15 protein-coding genes are annotated in these 15,722 nt (G+C 30.9%); 4 read left to right on the forward strand and 11 right to left on the reverse strand.

What is annotated here, in order from left to right; all coding sequences use genetic code 11:
* The coding region (locus ACVC2P_RS17835) for a fatty acid desaturase (RefSeq protein ID WP_452599804.1) at positions 1 to 195 on the forward strand (195 nt) is incomplete at its 5' end.
* A 78-nt stretch (positions 196 to 273) separates the two neighbouring features.
* Positions 274 to 1,137, forward strand: coding sequence for a zinc-dependent peptidase (locus ACVC2P_RS17840; protein ID WP_452599805.1), 864 nt, complete (start codon positions 274 to 276; stop codon positions 1,135 to 1,137).
* Here the strand turns inward: ACVC2P_RS17840 and rpe are convergent.
* The 4 genes from rpe to ACVC2P_RS17860 all read right to left on the reverse strand — a co-directional run bounded on the left by rpe (position 1,134) and on the right by ACVC2P_RS17860 (position 4,405).
* Entirely contained in the window at positions 1,134 to 1,796 is a 663-nt protein-coding gene (gene rpe / locus ACVC2P_RS17845; RefSeq protein ID WP_452599806.1) for a ribulose-phosphate 3-epimerase, read from the reverse strand. The genes ACVC2P_RS17840 and rpe overlap by 4 nt on opposite strands.
* A 42-nt stretch (positions 1,797 to 1,838) precedes the next feature.
* Positions 1,839 to 2,261 carry a BLUF domain-containing protein gene (locus ACVC2P_RS17850; RefSeq protein ID WP_452599807.1) on the reverse strand — a complete coding sequence of 141 codons (423 nt, stop codon included), beginning with the start codon at positions 2,259 to 2,261 and terminating at the stop codon, positions 1,839 to 1,841.
* A gap of 132 nt (positions 2,262 to 2,393) precedes the next feature.
* The gene (locus ACVC2P_RS17855) at positions 2,394 to 3,257 is read right to left on the reverse strand and encodes a sigma-70 family RNA polymerase sigma factor (protein ID WP_055435630.1); all 864 of its coding nucleotides are present in this window, start codon (positions 3,255 to 3,257) and stop codon (positions 2,394 to 2,396) included.
* 179 nt (positions 3,258 to 3,436) lie between these two features.
* The gene (locus tag ACVC2P_RS17860) at positions 3,437 to 4,405 is read right to left on the reverse strand and encodes a hypothetical protein (RefSeq protein WP_452599808.1); all 969 of its coding nucleotides are present in this window, start codon (positions 4,403 to 4,405) and stop codon (positions 3,437 to 3,439) included.
* A gap of 119 nt (positions 4,406 to 4,524) precedes the next feature.
* Between ACVC2P_RS17860 and ACVC2P_RS17865 the strand changes: the two genes are divergently transcribed.
* Complete coding sequence (locus tag ACVC2P_RS17865) at positions 4,525 to 5,124, forward strand: hypothetical protein (RefSeq protein WP_452599809.1); 600 nt, start codon at positions 4,525 to 4,527, stop codon at positions 5,122 to 5,124.
* A 10-nt stretch (positions 5,125 to 5,134) separates the two neighbouring features.
* Positions 5,135 to 5,758, forward strand: a complete 624-nt coding sequence (locus ACVC2P_RS17870; protein ID WP_452599810.1) for a hypothetical protein — start codon at positions 5,135 to 5,137, stop codon at positions 5,756 to 5,758.
* A 30-nt stretch (positions 5,759 to 5,788) separates the two neighbouring features.
* On the opposite strand, the gene ACVC2P_RS17875 is transcribed toward ACVC2P_RS17870, so the two are convergent.
* The 7 genes from ACVC2P_RS17875 to tamL all read right to left on the reverse strand — a co-directional run.
* Positions 5,789 to 7,954 carry an ATP-binding protein gene (locus ACVC2P_RS17875; protein ID WP_452599811.1) on the reverse strand — a complete coding sequence of 722 codons (2,166 nt, stop codon included), beginning with the start codon at positions 7,952 to 7,954 and terminating at the stop codon, positions 5,789 to 5,791.
* A 214-nt stretch (positions 7,955 to 8,168) separates the two neighbouring features.
* A complete protein-coding gene (locus tag ACVC2P_RS17880) occupies positions 8,169 to 10,412 on the reverse strand; it encodes a polyribonucleotide nucleotidyltransferase (RefSeq protein ID WP_452599812.1) in 2,244 nt (747 codons plus the stop codon).
* Positions 10,413 to 10,583: 171 nt separating this feature from the next.
* On the reverse strand, positions 10,584 to 10,853 hold the full coding sequence (gene rpsO, locus ACVC2P_RS17885) for a 30S ribosomal protein S15 (protein ID WP_452599813.1): 270 nt from the start codon (positions 10,851 to 10,853) through the stop codon (positions 10,584 to 10,586).
* A gap of 169 nt (positions 10,854 to 11,022) precedes the next feature.
* On the reverse strand, positions 11,023 to 11,637 hold the full coding sequence (locus tag ACVC2P_RS17890; protein WP_452599814.1) for a hypothetical protein: 615 nt from the start codon (positions 11,635 to 11,637) through the stop codon (positions 11,023 to 11,025).
* Positions 11,638 to 11,781: 144 nt separating this feature from the next.
* Positions 11,782 to 12,639 (reverse strand): acetyl-CoA carboxylase, carboxyltransferase subunit beta, encoded by an 858-nt coding sequence (gene accD / locus ACVC2P_RS17895; RefSeq protein ID WP_452599815.1) that lies wholly within the window; start codon positions 12,637 to 12,639, stop codon positions 11,782 to 11,784.
* Positions 12,640 to 12,809: 170 nt separating this feature from the next.
* Positions 12,810 to 13,877, reverse strand: coding sequence for a class II fructose-bisphosphate aldolase (fbaA, locus tag ACVC2P_RS17900; RefSeq protein WP_452599816.1), 1,068 nt, complete (start codon positions 13,875 to 13,877; stop codon positions 12,810 to 12,812).
* Between the two features lie 120 nt (positions 13,878 to 13,997).
* On the reverse strand, positions 13,998 to 15,722 hold a 1,725-nt coding region (tamL, locus tag ACVC2P_RS17905; RefSeq protein WP_452599817.1), incomplete at its 5' end, for a translocation and assembly module lipoprotein TamL.

Raw genomic sequence — 15,722 nt, forward strand, 5'->3', positions numbered from 1 at the left:
GTACATCATGATACAGAAGAAAATCCAAATTTTGCAAGAACCCAACGAAAAGGGTGGAAAAATAAAATTACATTTAGTATGTTTTATCATTTAGAGCATCATTTGTTTCCCGCAATCCCCACAATAAAATTACCAGAGCTAGCTAAAAGAATAGATCAAGTATTACCAGAACTTGAGAAGAAGTCTACTTTTTAATGTTTGTTTTCATATTTTAGCTTACATAAAAACTTAAAATAGTTGTAACCTAAACAGGATTTTCCCTACTTATATTATATGAATCGCCTCTTAATTTTTGCCCAAGAAGAATTTGAAAATCCATTAGTAACTAAATATGTTTTATTATTTGCGACCATATTTTTAATACTTTTAGTGTTTTACAGAATATATTTAAGTTTAGAATATAGATATGCTTCAATACACAAAAGGCCATTTTTTAATCACGTGTATTTAAAGTTAAAATCATTGCCAAAAGCGCAATTAAGTGTGTTAAAAAAAGAATTTAAATTCTATCAAAAATTACCTCCCAAATACCAGCGTTATTTTGAGCATCGAGTAAATAAATTTATTAATAATAAAACATTTTTTGGTAAAGATAATTTGGAAGTTACCGATAGAATGAAGGTACTTGTGGCTGCAACGGCAACAATGGTTACTTTTGGTTATAGAGATTATAAAATAAGATTAATAGATAAGGTTTTATTATACCCTAAAGTGTTTTTTTCTAATACAAATAAAGAATACCATAAAGGGGAGTTTAACCCTGCTTTTAAAGCTATTGTGTTTTCTTGGGAAGATTTTTTACATGGTTACGAAATAGATAACGATAATTTAAACCTCGGTATACATGAGTTTATACACGCACTGCATATAAGCTGTTTAAAGAAAAAAGGAATTACAGCTATTATTTTTTTTAATACTTTTTTAGAGATTACAGAGTTTCTTGAAAAAAATGGAGATTATAAAGAGCGGTTGGTAACATCAAAATATTTAAGAGATTATGCGTATACCAACCACTTTGAATTTATATCTGTAATAATAGAAACATTTATAGAAACGCCTCACGAATTTAAAAGCCAGTTTCCAGAGATTTATACAAAAGTTAAGGAAATGCTTAACTTTAATTTTAATGGCTATTAACTATTAGCTATAGCTTTTAAGCCTTTAATAGTTTCTGCAGGAGTGTCGCTTTTAAAAACATAACTACCAGCAACTAAAACATCTGCTCCAGCATCTACTAATGCTTTTGCATTTTTATTTGTAACCCCTCCATCTATTTCAATTTTGGTGCTAGCTCCTTTTTTAGCAATAAGTTCTTTTAATTGCTTTACTTTATTATAGGTGTTTTCAATAAAACTTTGCCCTCCAAAACCAGGGTTTACACTCATTATACATACTAGGTCTATATCGTTTATAGTATCTTCTAGGACATTTACATTAGTATGTGGGTTTAATGCAACACCAGCTTGCATGCCTTCAGCCTTAATAGCTTGTAGCGTTCTGTGTAGATGTGTACATGCTTCGTAATGCACTGTAAGCACATTACTACCTAACTGTGCAAAGGTTTTAATATAACGATCTGGATCTACAATCATTAAATGTACATCTATGGTTTTTGTAGCATGCTTTGATATCGCTTTTAAAACAGGCATACCAAATGAGATATTCGGTACAAAAACACCATCCATAATATCTATATGAAACCAGTCTGCATCACTGCTGTTAACCATTTCTATGTCACGTTGAAGGTTTGCGAAATCTGCCGCAAGTACCGAAGGGGCAATTAACTTTGAAGCCATTGTAGTATTGTTGAGTTGTTTGTTTCAGCAAAAATAATAGAATTATATTGCTGTCAATACTTTTATTTCAATAAAGTTTTCTATTATTCTAATAAGTTTGTTAACCTTATGTAATTCTGCTTCTTTGAGCCAATTAAGATAATGTTTTAGTTTTAACATTTGCTTATTGTTATTAATTATAGGAAACTCAGTACTATAATTATCAAAAACACGATCACATATTTTTGTTTCAATAATTAAAATGGTGCCATGATGTCTAGCATCTAAACATATTTTTGTGTAAAGTTTATCTATCTGGTTTTCCTCGCCTTCAATAATTTGTAAAAAATTACCGTTTTTATAGATTAGGATACCCGAAATCTTTGAATGGGTATTGTTTTTTATAGTAGTTTTAAATAATTCATTTAAATCACTGATATTTAGATCTATATCAGAACTACTAACATAGCATATTGTTTTTAGCATAGCTTATTGTTTTAGAGGGGAGCTATACTTATTTATAAAAATGAACCCACGGTAATCAGCCGTGGGTTCTTTCATCAATCAAAAAACGAACAGTTATGAATAACTGTTTGTTACTGTTATTAGGATGTTATTTTATCCTAAATAAGTTTTTAATATTTTACTTCTAGATGTATGTTTTAACCTACGAATTGCTTTTTCTTTAATTTGTCTTACACGTTCACGCGTTAAGTCGAAAGTCTCTCCAATTTCTTCTAATGTCATTGGGTGTTGGTTTCCTAAACCAAAGTAAAGTCTAATAACATCTGCTTCTCGCGGAGTTAATGTCTCTAAAGCTCTTTCTATTTCAGTACGTAGTGACTCGTGTAATAATTCTCTGTCTGGATTTGGAGATTCTCCACTATTTAATACATCGTATAAGTTAGAATCTTCACCTTCTACTAAAGGCGCATCCATACTAACATGACGTCCAGAATTCTTCATAGATTCTTTAACGTCGTTAATTGTCATATCTAATTCTTTTGCAATTTCTTCTGCACTTGGCGGACGCTCATGTGCTTGCTCTAAAAAGGCAAAAGTTTTATTTATTTTATTAATAGAACCAATCTTGTTAAGCGGTAAACGAACAATACGAGATTGCTCAGCTAACGCTTGCAATATAGATTGACGAATCCACCAAACAGCATAAGAGATAAATTTAAATCCACGAGTTTCATCGAAACGTTGAGCGGCTTTAATTAATCCTAAATTACCTTCGTTAATTAAATCTGGTAATGTTAACCCTTGATTTTGATATTGCTTAGCAACAGATACAACGAAACGTAAGTTTGCTTTAGTTAATTTCTCTAAAGCGATTTGATCGCCAGCTTTAATACGCTGAGCTAATTCTACTTCTTCGTCTGCTGTAATAAGATCAACCTTTCCTATTTCTTGTAAGTATTTGTCTAAAGAAGCGGTCTCTCTATTGGTTACCTGCTTGGTAATTTTAAGTTGTCTCATCTAAAATATGTGTGATTTTTTTGTAGGTAAATAATTTGCTGTCAATGGTTATACGTATAAAGATTACATTTTGTTACAAAAAGTTTTAAATTATTTTTATTTAGGGCTTTTTTTTATGTTTAAATTATTTCATTATATAGTTCGGTTTAGAGCAATATTATTTTATTTTAAATGTTAACTTATTCAAAATCTAATACTTGTGTGGCTTCTATTAGTTTTTGTAAAGCATTTATTTTAGAATGAATTTTATTAAAAAATAAATTGCGTTCTTTTTCTCCAGCAGTATTTAATAACTTAGAATTTTGTAATTGTTTACTTAAAAATACTTCGGCCTCTTTACAGGTTTGTTTGTCGCTTGTTTTGTAGTATGATAATAAAGTAAAGGGAACATATAATGATTGTATCTCTGGGGTACTTACTAATACATTATTATTCATTAAGTGTAACTCGTTATAGTATAATTGAAATTTTTCATTACTTGAAGTTATTTTTTTTGCTACATTTTGTATTAGTAGTTTTAACAATTCGCACATGTTTAAGGCTGTTGTTGTTTCTATTTGTCCAGCTTCAAAATAAAAATGAATTTGTTTTAAGGTGCTATTAACTGTTGTTATATCCCAAATTTCGCTAGTGTTTAAGTTTTGATATAAGCTCCCTAATTCTTTGCCAGCTTTAATAAGTGAAAGGCTTGGAGTGAAAGATTCAAAGCTTTTATTTGTAAATGTTGGATCTAATAATTTAAGCCATACATAATATTTAAAACGACTTAATAAATCTCCATTTAAATTATAAAATAAAGGAATGTCTTTAGCAGAATATAGAATTCTGCTATTGTGTTGTTTTAATAGCGGAAATAGAGAGTTATACGACTCTTCAAAATATAATTGTAACTCTTTTTCATGTTCTATATGCTTTGTTTTTTCTACTGAAACAAATTGAGCTCCTGTAGTTTCATATAAGCGATCTAACGATAAATGGTAATAATTAGCTAACATTACACTTTCATCTAAAGAGAGTTTGCTTTTTAAACTCGTTCTTCTATGTGCGGCATCATAACTTATTTGTAAGGCAGTTGCAACCGCTTCTATAATAGAAGTGTTTTCGGGTAATTCATTTTTTAAATGCAGAAGAAAAGTGGCTTGAAACATGTTTTAAAAATATATATTATTTGTGATTATCACAAATAATATATACATGATTGGTGATTATAATCATTAGTTGTGTGATTATAGCAATAATTTTGAATTAAATTTAAAACTGAATTATTATGAAAGCAAAATTTATTTTACCAGTAGGTATACTAATAATGACAATATTTACTAGTTGTGCGTCATTTTCTAAGCGGGAATTCTCAAAAGATTACAGCAAGCTTTCTGAAGGGAATTTGTCTGTAATAAGTGGAAAATATAAAATTTATCCGAGTAAAAGGTTTGGTAAGAATTTTAAAAATGTAGATAAAGATTCATTAAAGTATACTAACATATATAGAGAGATTGTTAATGAGTATTGGAAAGAAAAAAACAAGTCGTCTAATTTAACTTATAATCAAAATGATTATTTCGTTCAATTAGAATTAATTAAAAATAACTTATCTGTAAAGTTATTTGAAAATAATATTTTAATAAAAGAAGCTCAATTAGCTGGTAAGTTAAGAAAAGGGATGTTCTATTTAGATAATAAACAACTTGATTGTTATGGTATACCATATATTTTTGGAGGTTGTTTAAATAATAAGAGAAGATTGGCCATTTCAAATAATAATAATTTAATTGTTAATGAGGCTGTAAGTAATGAGGGCGCATTTTTATTACTAATGGGGTCTGGACATAGATATAATTCATCTTTTGAATTTGAAAGAATACAATAAAAATTTGAAGATGAAAAAGATAACTTTTATACTTGGTATGTTTATGTTTAGCATAACAAGTTCTGCGCAAAATATAGATACAGATAATTATAATTGGGAATTAGCTAGTGCCTATACTTTAGAGTTAAACACTTTTATTCCAGTAGGCAATTTATCTAACACATTGCAGCAAAGCATAGGGTTTGGGTTTTATATTGGGTTTCCAGTAGACGAAAAGTTACGAATAGATATAGGAACCTCTTTATTTATTCCAAAAGAAGAAAAAAGGATTGTATATTTTACTGATAACGAAAAGCTAGAAGGAGGAACTGCTTTAAGTGGCGTATTGGGTGTATGGCTTACCAAAGTTAAAAGAATAAATAAGAAAATTTATTGGGATGTTAAATCTGGTTTAGGCGTTGGATTTTTTCAAACCGATATTGAAACAGGGAAGCCTAAGGAGGAAAATGATAGTGTGTATGGAGCTGAGACAATTTTTGTTAATATAGGAACGGCCATAAGAACCTCTATTTTTAAGAGTAATATAGGGTTGAAATTAGATTATTTCTTTGTACCCTATAACTTATTTAAAAAGAGATTTCCTTCTAATTTTGGTATGAATTACCTAACTCTTGGATTAACTTATGGATTATAAAACAATGAACCTTATATCTGCTAGATGTATTTATAGAAACTTCTTTATCACATTAAAGAAATTCTCAGTTACAAATGGTTTGGTAATAATACTATCAATACCAGATTCTGTAATTTTATTTTTATTATTATCTAAAGTTTCAGCTGTTAACGCTATAACTGGGGTTGTCGTATTAAAGCGTTTTATTTCTTTGGTCGTTGCATAGCCATTCATCTTGGGCATATGCAGATCCATTAATATAATATCAAAAATATGTTCTTTTGCTTTTTTTATTGCTTCAAAACCATTTTCTGCAACTGTTACTTTTGCATTTTTAGATTCTAAAATACGTCTAGTTATCATTAGGTTTATAGCATTATCATCGACTACTAGAAAATGTTTACCTTCTAAATTTATGTGTTCTTTTAATTTACGATCTACGACAGTGTTTTTCTGTTTTATATTTAACGTTAAATCAAAATAAAATGTAGAACCCTCTAAAGGAGTACTATTTACGTTTATATCACTTCCCATAGCATTAAGAAGACGTTTAACAATGGCTAGACCAAGTCCTGTACCTTCGTAGTTTCTGTCTAACCTCATAGATTCTTGATAAAAATCCTCGAAAATTTGGGCTTGCATGTCTTTAGAGATTCCTATACCATCATCTTTAACCTTTATATTTAAATTAACAGTACTTTCTGTTTTTTCAATACATTTTATAATAATCCAAATATTACCATTTTTAGTAAATTTTAATGCATTACTTAAAAGGTTTACTATTATTTGTGCAATTTTTAAAGAGTCTCCTTGCAATGCGCTTGGAATTGCTTCATCGATATCTATATGTATCTGATTATTGTTTTCTGTTTTTAAATAACTTAAAGACTCTTTAATATTACTAATGAGCGATCGGATATTAAAATCTATAGTATTAATTTCAATTTTATTAGCATCAAACTTATTAATTTGTAGAATATTATTTATTAAACCTAGTAAGTGCTCTCCGGAAGATTTTAATGTTTTTAGGTAATGTATATGCTCTTCCTTTGGGTTGTCATCGATTAAAATATCTGTAATTCCCGTAACAGCATATAAAGGTGTTCTTAACTCATGACTTATAGTAGAGAAAAAATTCTCTTTTAGTTTTGAAGCATATTCCGTTTTTTCTTTAGCTTCAGATAATACTTTGTTTTTAGCGATTAAATCATCGTTTAGTTTTTTTCGAGAGGAATTACTGCGTTGTAATAAATACAATATTATTGATGTTAAACCTAAAAATACTAATACAATATATGTGAAAAGGCGGGTCTTTCTTAGCGTCTCTTTTTGAGTGTTATTAAGTTTAGTTGTAAATTCAAGCGTTCTTTCTTTATCTAATAGTTTTTGTTCTAGCTTGCTGTTTTTAATTAGTTTGTTTTGTTGTATGTCTTTACTAACACTAATATATTCAATTTGCTTTTGTAAAGATTCTTTAGCTTTTAGAGGTTGATTTGTTTGGTTGTATATATTATAACGAATTTTTTCTGAGTTAAATAATTCTTCATATTTATTAAGTGTTAAAGACAAAGAGTCTGCTTTATTTAAGTAAGAATGCGCTACATTATATTTTTTATCCCTTGTATTTATTTCTGCGAGATAGAGATTAGAGTCTATAAAAATTTGGGGTTGATGTAATGAGTTTGGAACAAAATTATCCAATACTTCTTTAAAATAAAAAGTAGCCTCATTGTATTTTTTTTGATTATGTTTAATTAGAGCTAAGTTTATAGCTGGCCATATTATTTTAAAAGAATCTTTATTTTTAATGCATAGCTTTCTAGAAAGTTTGTAATATTTAATAGCGCTAACGCTGTCTTTTTTCAATTCAAACAAATTCGCAATATTATTGTAATCTGCGGATGTTATAGTTTCTGGACTTATGTTTAGAGCTATATTATAGTAGGTGTTGGCTTTCTTTAAATTATCTAAAGCTATATATGCAGCTCCAAGTCCTGTAGCAGAATTTTTGATGATTTGATTATCGTTATTAGCCTTACCATACTCTAAGCTTATATTAAGTTCATAAATAGCTTTATCTATTTTATCAATACCAATGTTTTTAAAACCAGAATTTATTACAGATAAGATACTGTCTCTACTTATTTTGCTTGTTTGCGCTATTAAAATTGTATTAAATAACAATAATAGCAATGCAATTATGTTCTTTTTGGTCATTTTAAGTAGAGGATTTAGGGAATTCTTTACTATTATTTTTTATTTAGGAGCGATGAATCCTGCTATAAAAAACAGTTTATAAGTAACATACCCTACTAATTTGAATGTTTTTTATATGGGGGCGTTAATATACTGCTTTTTTAAATACATGAAGCCGTTTAAAATTATTTTAAACGGCTTCATGTGTAATTAGTTATAAAGAGTTTTACTCTTTTTAATTTTCTCTAGGCTTTTTATCGTCACGACGATTATCACGTCCGCCTCTATTATCTCTTCCTTTATTATCACGTCCACCACGATCGTTATTTTCTCTTGGCGGTCTAGGTTTGTAGCCTTCAGGTTTTGGTAAAATTGCTTTACGAGAGACCTTCTCTTTACGTGTTCTAGAATCTATACCAAAGTACTTAACGTCAAAAACATCACCCATGTTTACAACATCGGATACATTTTCTGTACGTTCCCATGCTAATTCACTTACGTGTAATAACACTTCGTTTCCTGGAGCTTCTGTATATTCTACTACAGCACCAAAGTCAAGCATTTTAATAACTTTTACTTCGTAAATGCTACCAACTTGGGGTTTAAACAACAAGGCATCAATTTTTGCTAATACAGCATTAATACCATCTTGTCCAGTACCTAATATTTCTACAATACCTTCTTCTGTTACAGGATCTTCGTTTATTACGATAGTTGTATTAGTTTCTTTTTGAAGTTCTTGAATTACTTTTCCTCCAGGCCCAATTAAAGCACCAATAAATTCGTTAGGAATAACTCTAGTAACCATTTTAGGTGCGTGAGACTTAACATCTTCATTAGGTGTTTCAATAGTATCTGTTAATTTACCTAAAATATGTAAACGACCATCACGCGCTTGTTTTAAAGCATTTACAAGAATTTCATAAGACAATCCTTTTACTTTAATATCCATTTGGCAAGCTGTAATACCGTCTGCAGTACCAGTAACTTTAAAGTCCATATCACCTAAGTGATCTTCGTCTCCTAAAATATCAGATAGTACTGCGTATTTTCCAGAATCTGCATCAGAGATTAACCCCATAGCAATACCAGAAACTGGTTTTTTCATTTGTACACCTGCATCCATCATTGCCATTGTACCTGCACAAACTGTAGCCATCGAAGACGACCCGTTAGATTCTAATACTTCAGATACTACTCTTACAGTATATGGGCAATCTTCTGGAACCATTCCTTTTAAAGCACGTTGTGCTAAATTTCCGTGTCCTACCTCACGACGAGATGTTCCACGAATTGGTCTCGCTTCTCCAGTAGAGAAAGGAGGGAAGTTATAGTGTAAATAGAAACGCTCTTCTCCTTCGTAAGATGGCATGTCTATTTGGTTAGCTTCTCTAGATGTTCCTAAAGTAACTGTTGCTAATGCTTGCGTTTCTCCACGTGTAAATATAGACGATCCGTGTGTAGATGGTAAGTAATCTACCTCACACCAAATTGGTCTAATTTCATCTGTTTTACGTCCATCTAAACGTAAACCTTCATTTAATGTTAAATCTCTAACAGCAGCTTTTTCTGCTTTAGAGTAGTATTTAGAAACTAACCCTCCAAAGTCTTCTAATTCTTCTTCAGAAAAAGTAGCTTTAATTTCTTCCTTTATTTCTCCAAAGGCAGCACCTCTTTCTTTTTTAGAAGAACCTGCTTTTGCTACAGCATACACTTTGTCGTATGCCATATCATGAATTTTCTTTGCTAAATCGGCATCTTCTCTTTCTGGTTCGTACTCACGAGTTTCTTTTTTACCAAAGGCTTCAGCTAATTTTACTTGAGCAGCACATTGTACTTTAATAGCTTCGTGTGCAAACTTAATAGCTTCTGTCATTTCTTCTTCAGAAATCTCATCCATTTCACCTTCAACCATCATTACAGAATCAGCTGAAGCACCAATCATCATATCGATGTCAGATTCTTCTAATTGTGCTCTGGTTGGGTTGATAATAAATTCGCCATTAATACGGCCAACTCTAGCTTCAGAAATTGGGCACTCAAATGGAAAATCTGATAATTGAATTGCAGCAGAAGCTGCTAATCCTGCCATAGCATCTGGCATAACATCATCATCATGAGACATTAACTGAATCATTACTTGAGTTTCAGAATGGTAGTCTTTTGGGAATAATGGACGTAATACACGATCCACTAAACGCATCGTTAATACTTCACCATCACTAGGTCTTGCTTCTCTTTTGAAGAAACCACCAGGATAACGACCTGCTGCTGCAAACTTTTCTCTGTAATCTACCGTTAATGGTAAAAAGTCTACATCTGCTTGTTTGTAATTTGAAACAACCGTACATAATAACATACAGTTTCCTGACTGAACAACAACAGAACCATGAGCCTGCTTTGCTAATTTTCCGGTTTCGATAGAAATTTCTCTTCCATCTCCAAGGTCTATGACCTCTCTAAAAACTTTTGGAATCATAAATATTTTTTAATTCTAATTAAACAATGGTCGTTGTGTTGTTGTGTAGTAGTAGTTGTGTGACCAATGAAAAACTATAATTAGCTTCTTCAATTTTGGAGTTTAAACTCTTCCAAAACGAGTTATTATATAAGAAAAAACCACGCTCGAAGGCGTGGTCTTTTATTTAGATTATTTTCTTAATCCTAATTCTTTTACTATCGCACGATATCTTAAGACATCCTTCTTAGTTAAGTAATCTAGTAAAGCTCTTCTTTTACCTACTAGTTTTACTAATGAACGCTCTGTATTATAATCTTTACGATTGTTTTTTAAGTGTTCTGTTAAGTGGTTAATTCTGTAAGTGAATAATGCAATTTGTCCTTCTGCAGTACCAGTATCGTTTGCTCCTTTACCGTGTTTTGCGAAGATTTCTTCTTTTGCTTCTTTTGATAAATACATTCTAATATTGTTGTAAATGATTGTTATGTATATGAAAGTTTTTCTTTCAAGCGGCAAATATAATCATTTTTATTTAATAGTATATCTCTATTTAATAAATTAAGTATAGAATTCTGTTTAAGTTTGTTTGTGGTTATCTCTTCACGTATTTCTTACTTTTTATTATAATTTAATTTGGTGTTATGGTCCAGGTATTATCTGGATTAAGTGTCGCTGTCATTTTATACACATTAGCAGGGAATACAATTGATGCGGATTGATCGTAAATAATAGTAGTATCTATAACTTGTCCTTGTGTATACTTTCCAAAAGTAATCCAGTATTTTGGAGGAGTACTAGGTATAAAGCTAAAATTGATATTGGGTTGCGCTTGCCTGAGTAAAATTGGAGCTCCCGACATGCCAATACCTACAGCTGCTTTTTTATTAGGAATAGTACCATCGCAATTTATAATAAAAGCATCGTCTTTTGCTGCCTTTTTTTGATTAATGAATTGGTAGGCTCCATCTCTTTTAGTAAACATTATTTCGTTATTATCTTTTAAACTAGCTGGTACTACTTGCGAAGCGTTAAAAGTAACGCCAGGTTCTAGGTTACCAGTTTCATCCCAAACAAGATTGTAGTCTTGCTCCCAAATAAATTGTAAGGTAGTATTAGGGTTGACTAATTTTGTTAACCAAGCTGTAGACATTAGGTCTAGAGAATCATCTGGAGGTGATTGAAAAAGAGCTATGTCTCCTGTGTTTACGCTATTGTTTACTACTTTTAAGCTATATGTTGCCATAATTTTAAGTTTTAATTGTTTTGAATGTTCTAAATTAAATATTATGGCTTGTTAATTATTAGGTATATATACGTGATTTAATAACGTATTTATAAAGTAATGAAAATAAAAAAAGCGACCATTGGTCGCTTTTTTTTATTGTAGTTATGCTCTTAGTGGTCGATTCATTATTAAATCGATATATAAATTTATCTTATTTTTTAGATTTTTTCTATGCGATATAAAATCTAGGAATCCATGGTCTAATAAAAACTCCGAAGTTTGGAAACCTTCTGGTAATTCTTTTCCAGTAGTGTCTTTTACAACTCTTGGGCCTGCAAAACCTATTAAAGCACCTGGTTCTGCAATATTTATATCTCCTAACATAGCAAAAGATGCTGTTGTACCTCCAGTTGTTGGGTCTGTACATAATGAAATATATGGTAGTCCAGCTTCTGCTAATTGAGCTAATTTAGAAGATGTTTTTGCTAATTGCATTAATGATAAGGCTGCTTCCATCATACGTGCTCCTCCAGATTTAGAGATAATCATGAATGGAAGTTTATTTTTTAAAGCGTAATCTGCAGCTCTAGCAATTTTTTCTCCTACAACACTACCCATAGAACCTCCAATAAAGCTAAAATCCATTGCTGCAATAACCAAGTCTTCTCCTTTAGATTTACCAACGGCTGTACGTACGGCATCTATTAGATTTGTTTTTTCTTGAGCAGCTTTTAAACGGTCTGGATATTTTTTAGTATCCTCAAATTTAAGTGGATCTTTCGAAGTTAATTTAGCGTCTAGCTCTTTGAATTTGTTATCATCAAATAATATTTCGAAATATTCTTTACTTCCTATTCTTACGTGGTAACCATCTTCAGGACTCACATAAAAGTTTTTTTCTAGTTCTTTAGAGTCTATTACTTTTCCAGTAGGAGATTTATACCATAATCCTTTAGGAATGTCTTTTTTCTCTTCTGTGGTGGTTTGTATACCTTTTTCTTTTCTTTTGAACCAAGCCATAATATCTATTTACGGTTTAATGTTTTAAGGATATAAATGATAGCTGTATCAACCTATATCGTTTTATTAAAAGACATCATTTATTTAATATTTAACAAATGAAAATAAATAAAGCCTAACTGCAAAATTAAAGTTTTGTTTTTAATTAAGTGGTAAGGCTTTAAATTATTTTATAAAGTATTCACATTGTTAAGGTCTTCAAAAGACTTTTTTAGTCTTTCTACAAAAGTACTTTCACCTTTACGTAACCATACTCTTGGATCGTAATGTTTTTTATTTGGGACTTCTTCTCCTTCTGGGTTTCCTATTTGAGATTGTAAATAGGCTTCTTTATCTTTCATATAATCACGAACTCCAGTCATAAATGCATATTGCATGTCTGTATCAATATTCATTTTTATTACCCCATATCCAATAGCCTCACGGATTTCTTCTACTGTAGAGCCAGATCCGCCATGGAATACAAAATCGATATGATTGTGTGGCACTCCATACTTTTCAGAAATATGTTCTTGAGAGTTCTTTAATATTTTTGGTGTTAATTTTACATTACCTGGTTTGTAAACACCATGTACATTTCCAAATGCTGCTGCAATTGTGAATTGATCACTTATTTTACTTAACTCTTCGTATGCATAAGCAACTTCTTCTGGTTGTGTGTATAACTTAGACTCATCTACATCACTATTGTCTACGCCATCTTCTTCTCCTCCAGTAATACCTAATTCTATTTCTAGAGTCATCCCCATTTTACTCATACGCTCAAGGTAGGTTTTACATATTTCTATGTTTTCTTCAATAGGCTCTTCACTTAAGTCAATCATGTGAGAACTGTATAATGATTTTCCTGTTTCTGCAAAGTGTTTTTCACTCGCGTCTAGTAATCCATCTATCCATGGTAGTAATTTTTTAGCACAGTGATCTGTATGTAAAATAACTGGAACTCCGTATGCTTCTGCCATTAAGTGTACATGCTTTGCTCCTGCAATACATCCAGCAATTGCCGCTTTTTGGTTTTCGTTACTTAGGCTTTTTCCTGCATTAAAAACGCCACCACCATTAGAAAACTGAATAATTACTGGGGCATTTAAAGCTGCAGCGGTTTCTAAAACACCGTTAATAGAATTGGACCCTACCACATTTACTGCTGGTAAAGCGAATCCTTTTTCTTTTGCTAGTTTAAATATAGCTTGAACTTCTTTTCCTGTTGCTACTCCTGGTTTTATTTGGTGTGACATGTTTTAGTTTTTAATTGAAAAAAATTGAAGCCCAAAAGTAAACATTTTTTTGATTATTAGTCGCGAAAAGTAGATATAAAACGCCGAAAACGTTGTAGTTGTATATGTTAATTTTATAGGTTAGAAAGGGTAGTTTATACCTATATTATATACTGCATTAGAAAAATTATAGTCGTTAAACCACCTGTTTCTGTCTCTGTAAGATGGATCGTAGGTTTTAAAGCCAATATCTCCTCTAAGAACAAAAAAGTTAAAATCCCAACGTAAGCCAAATCCTGTTCCTATTGCAATGTCCTTTAGTGATTTAAAAGAATTAAAGGTTGCTGCATTGTCTTCTACATCGTCTAGAGCATTCCAAATATTACCAGCGTCTATAAAAAAGGCACCATTTAAGTCTCCAAAAATATTAAATCTGTTTTCTGCGCTTAATGCAATTTTTAAGTTGGCTTCATTAAACTCATTTGTAGTTTCTGAACTTCCTGGACCTAAGTTGTATGCCGTCCATGCACGATTATCGTTTGCGCCACCTGCAAAGAAACTTTTAGAGAATGGAATGTTAGAGGAGTTACCATAAGGGATTGCTATACCAAAAAAGGTGCGAATAGCAAATACATTTTTGTTGCCTAGATCCCAGTATTTTATATAATCTAATTCTGTTTTTACATATTGTGAGTAGGCTACATTAAATAGTTCATATTTACCATTCTCATTTTTTTCTAGATTTAAGATCCTAGATGTTGCAGCAAAAAGGTTTCCTGCTAATTCTAATTTTGCTCTAAAAATTGAAAAATCATTATCAAATAAATTGTCTCTTTTGTCTTTAACATAGTTAAAGTTAGATGAGAAAATAAGGTTGTCTTCTGTTAGTCTGTTTTTTCTTTCATTTATAGAATTTACCGTTTGTAAATCGCTAGGTGTAATTGTTGTTCCTAATGTACCATTACTTGCATCTTCAATAAACTGGTTTGCTTGATTGGGTATAGATAAAGATTCTCCAGAATTAATATAACCCGAATTTATTGCTATAGTATTTAATGTATTATATGAGTTTTGATAGACTCCAAAATAATTGGAAGTATTTAAGTTTTTTACAAACTGTACATTAAATAAATCAAACCTATTAGTTACGCGACTATTGGGGTACCATCTATAATTAAAGGTACCAGTAAAAGTTTGTTTGTCTAAACCAATATTAGTTTGGCTGGTAGCTGCCATACTAATTCTAGTAGTAGGAAACATGTAACCAGGTATTATTTTTTCGGTATTAAAAGGAGAAAATAATCTTGGGATAGATAGGTTTAAATTGGCGCCAATCTCATTAATATCAAAAAACTGATCTCTATCATTCGCTCCATCTTTTGAAGCACCAATAGACCCTATTCCCGAAATTTCTAATGTTTCTGCCCCCTTAAATAGGTTACGTATTATTAAACTTGGGTTTAGTGAAAAACCTACAGATTGAATATTACTTTGCGAAGCCTCGGCACTAAAGCCTAAAGAAAACCGTTTTAATGGTGTTAAATAAATATTAGCAGTAAGCGTTGTGTCTGGGTTTTCTATATAATCTATTCGTGGGTATCTAAATGTTTTTAAATTACTTAATTTTCTAGATGTTCTAGGCCTAGCAATATCTCTAAAAACACTATTTGGTTTAATAAAAACAGCATTGGTTAACGTTTTTGGAGTGTAACGTAATTTTTCGGTGCTGTATATGTTAAAACCATCGTACCTAGTGGTATCTACTATCGGTTTGTCTTTGTTTTCAAAAGAACTATTTGTATAAATATTAACGTCTTTTATATTATAAATATTAAAAGGTTGGTACCTTGTAGTATCTCCTCTAAT

Source organism: Pontimicrobium sp. MEBiC01747 (assembly GCF_053601635.1).

Bases quoted from the DNA above. Each gene is read 5' to 3' on its own strand.
- ACVC2P_RS17840 (WP_452599805.1), top strand. From the start codon at position 274: ATGAATCGCCTCTTAATTTTTGCCCAAGAAGAATTTGAAAATCCATTA.
- rpe (WP_452599806.1), bottom strand. From the start codon at position 1,796: ATGGCTTCAAAGTTAATTGCCCCTTCGGTACTTGCGGCAGATTTCGCA.
- ACVC2P_RS17850 (WP_452599807.1), bottom strand. From the start codon at position 2,261: ATGCTAAAAACAATATGCTATGTTAGTAGTTCTGATATAGATCTAAAT.
- ACVC2P_RS17855 (WP_055435630.1), bottom strand. From the start codon at position 3,257: ATGAGACAACTTAAAATTACCAAGCAGGTAACCAATAGAGAGACCGCT.
- ACVC2P_RS17860 (WP_452599808.1), bottom strand. From the start codon at position 4,405: ATGTTTCAAGCCACTTTTCTTCTGCATTTAAAAAATGAATTACCCGAA.
- ACVC2P_RS17865 (WP_452599809.1), top strand. From the start codon at position 4,525: ATGAAAGCAAAATTTATTTTACCAGTAGGTATACTAATAATGACAATA.
- ACVC2P_RS17870 (WP_452599810.1), top strand. From the start codon at position 5,135: ATGAAAAAGATAACTTTTATACTTGGTATGTTTATGTTTAGCATAACA.
- ACVC2P_RS17875 (WP_452599811.1), bottom strand. From the start codon at position 7,954: ATGACCAAAAAGAACATAATTGCATTGCTATTATTGTTATTTAATACA.
- ACVC2P_RS17880 (WP_452599812.1), bottom strand. From the start codon at position 10,412: ATGATTCCAAAAGTTTTTAGAGAGGTCATAGACCTTGGAGATGGAAGA.
- rpsO (WP_452599813.1), bottom strand. From the start codon at position 10,853: ATGTATTTATCAAAAGAAGCAAAAGAAGAAATCTTCGCAAAACACGGT.
- ACVC2P_RS17890 (WP_452599814.1), bottom strand. From the start codon at position 11,637: ATGGCAACATATAGCTTAAAAGTAGTAAACAATAGCGTAAACACAGGA.
- accD (WP_452599815.1), bottom strand. From the start codon at position 12,639: ATGGCTTGGTTCAAAAGAAAAGAAAAAGGTATACAAACCACCACAGAA.
- fbaA (WP_452599816.1), bottom strand. From the start codon at position 13,877: ATGTCACACCAAATAAAACCAGGAGTAGCAACAGGAAAAGAAGTTCAA.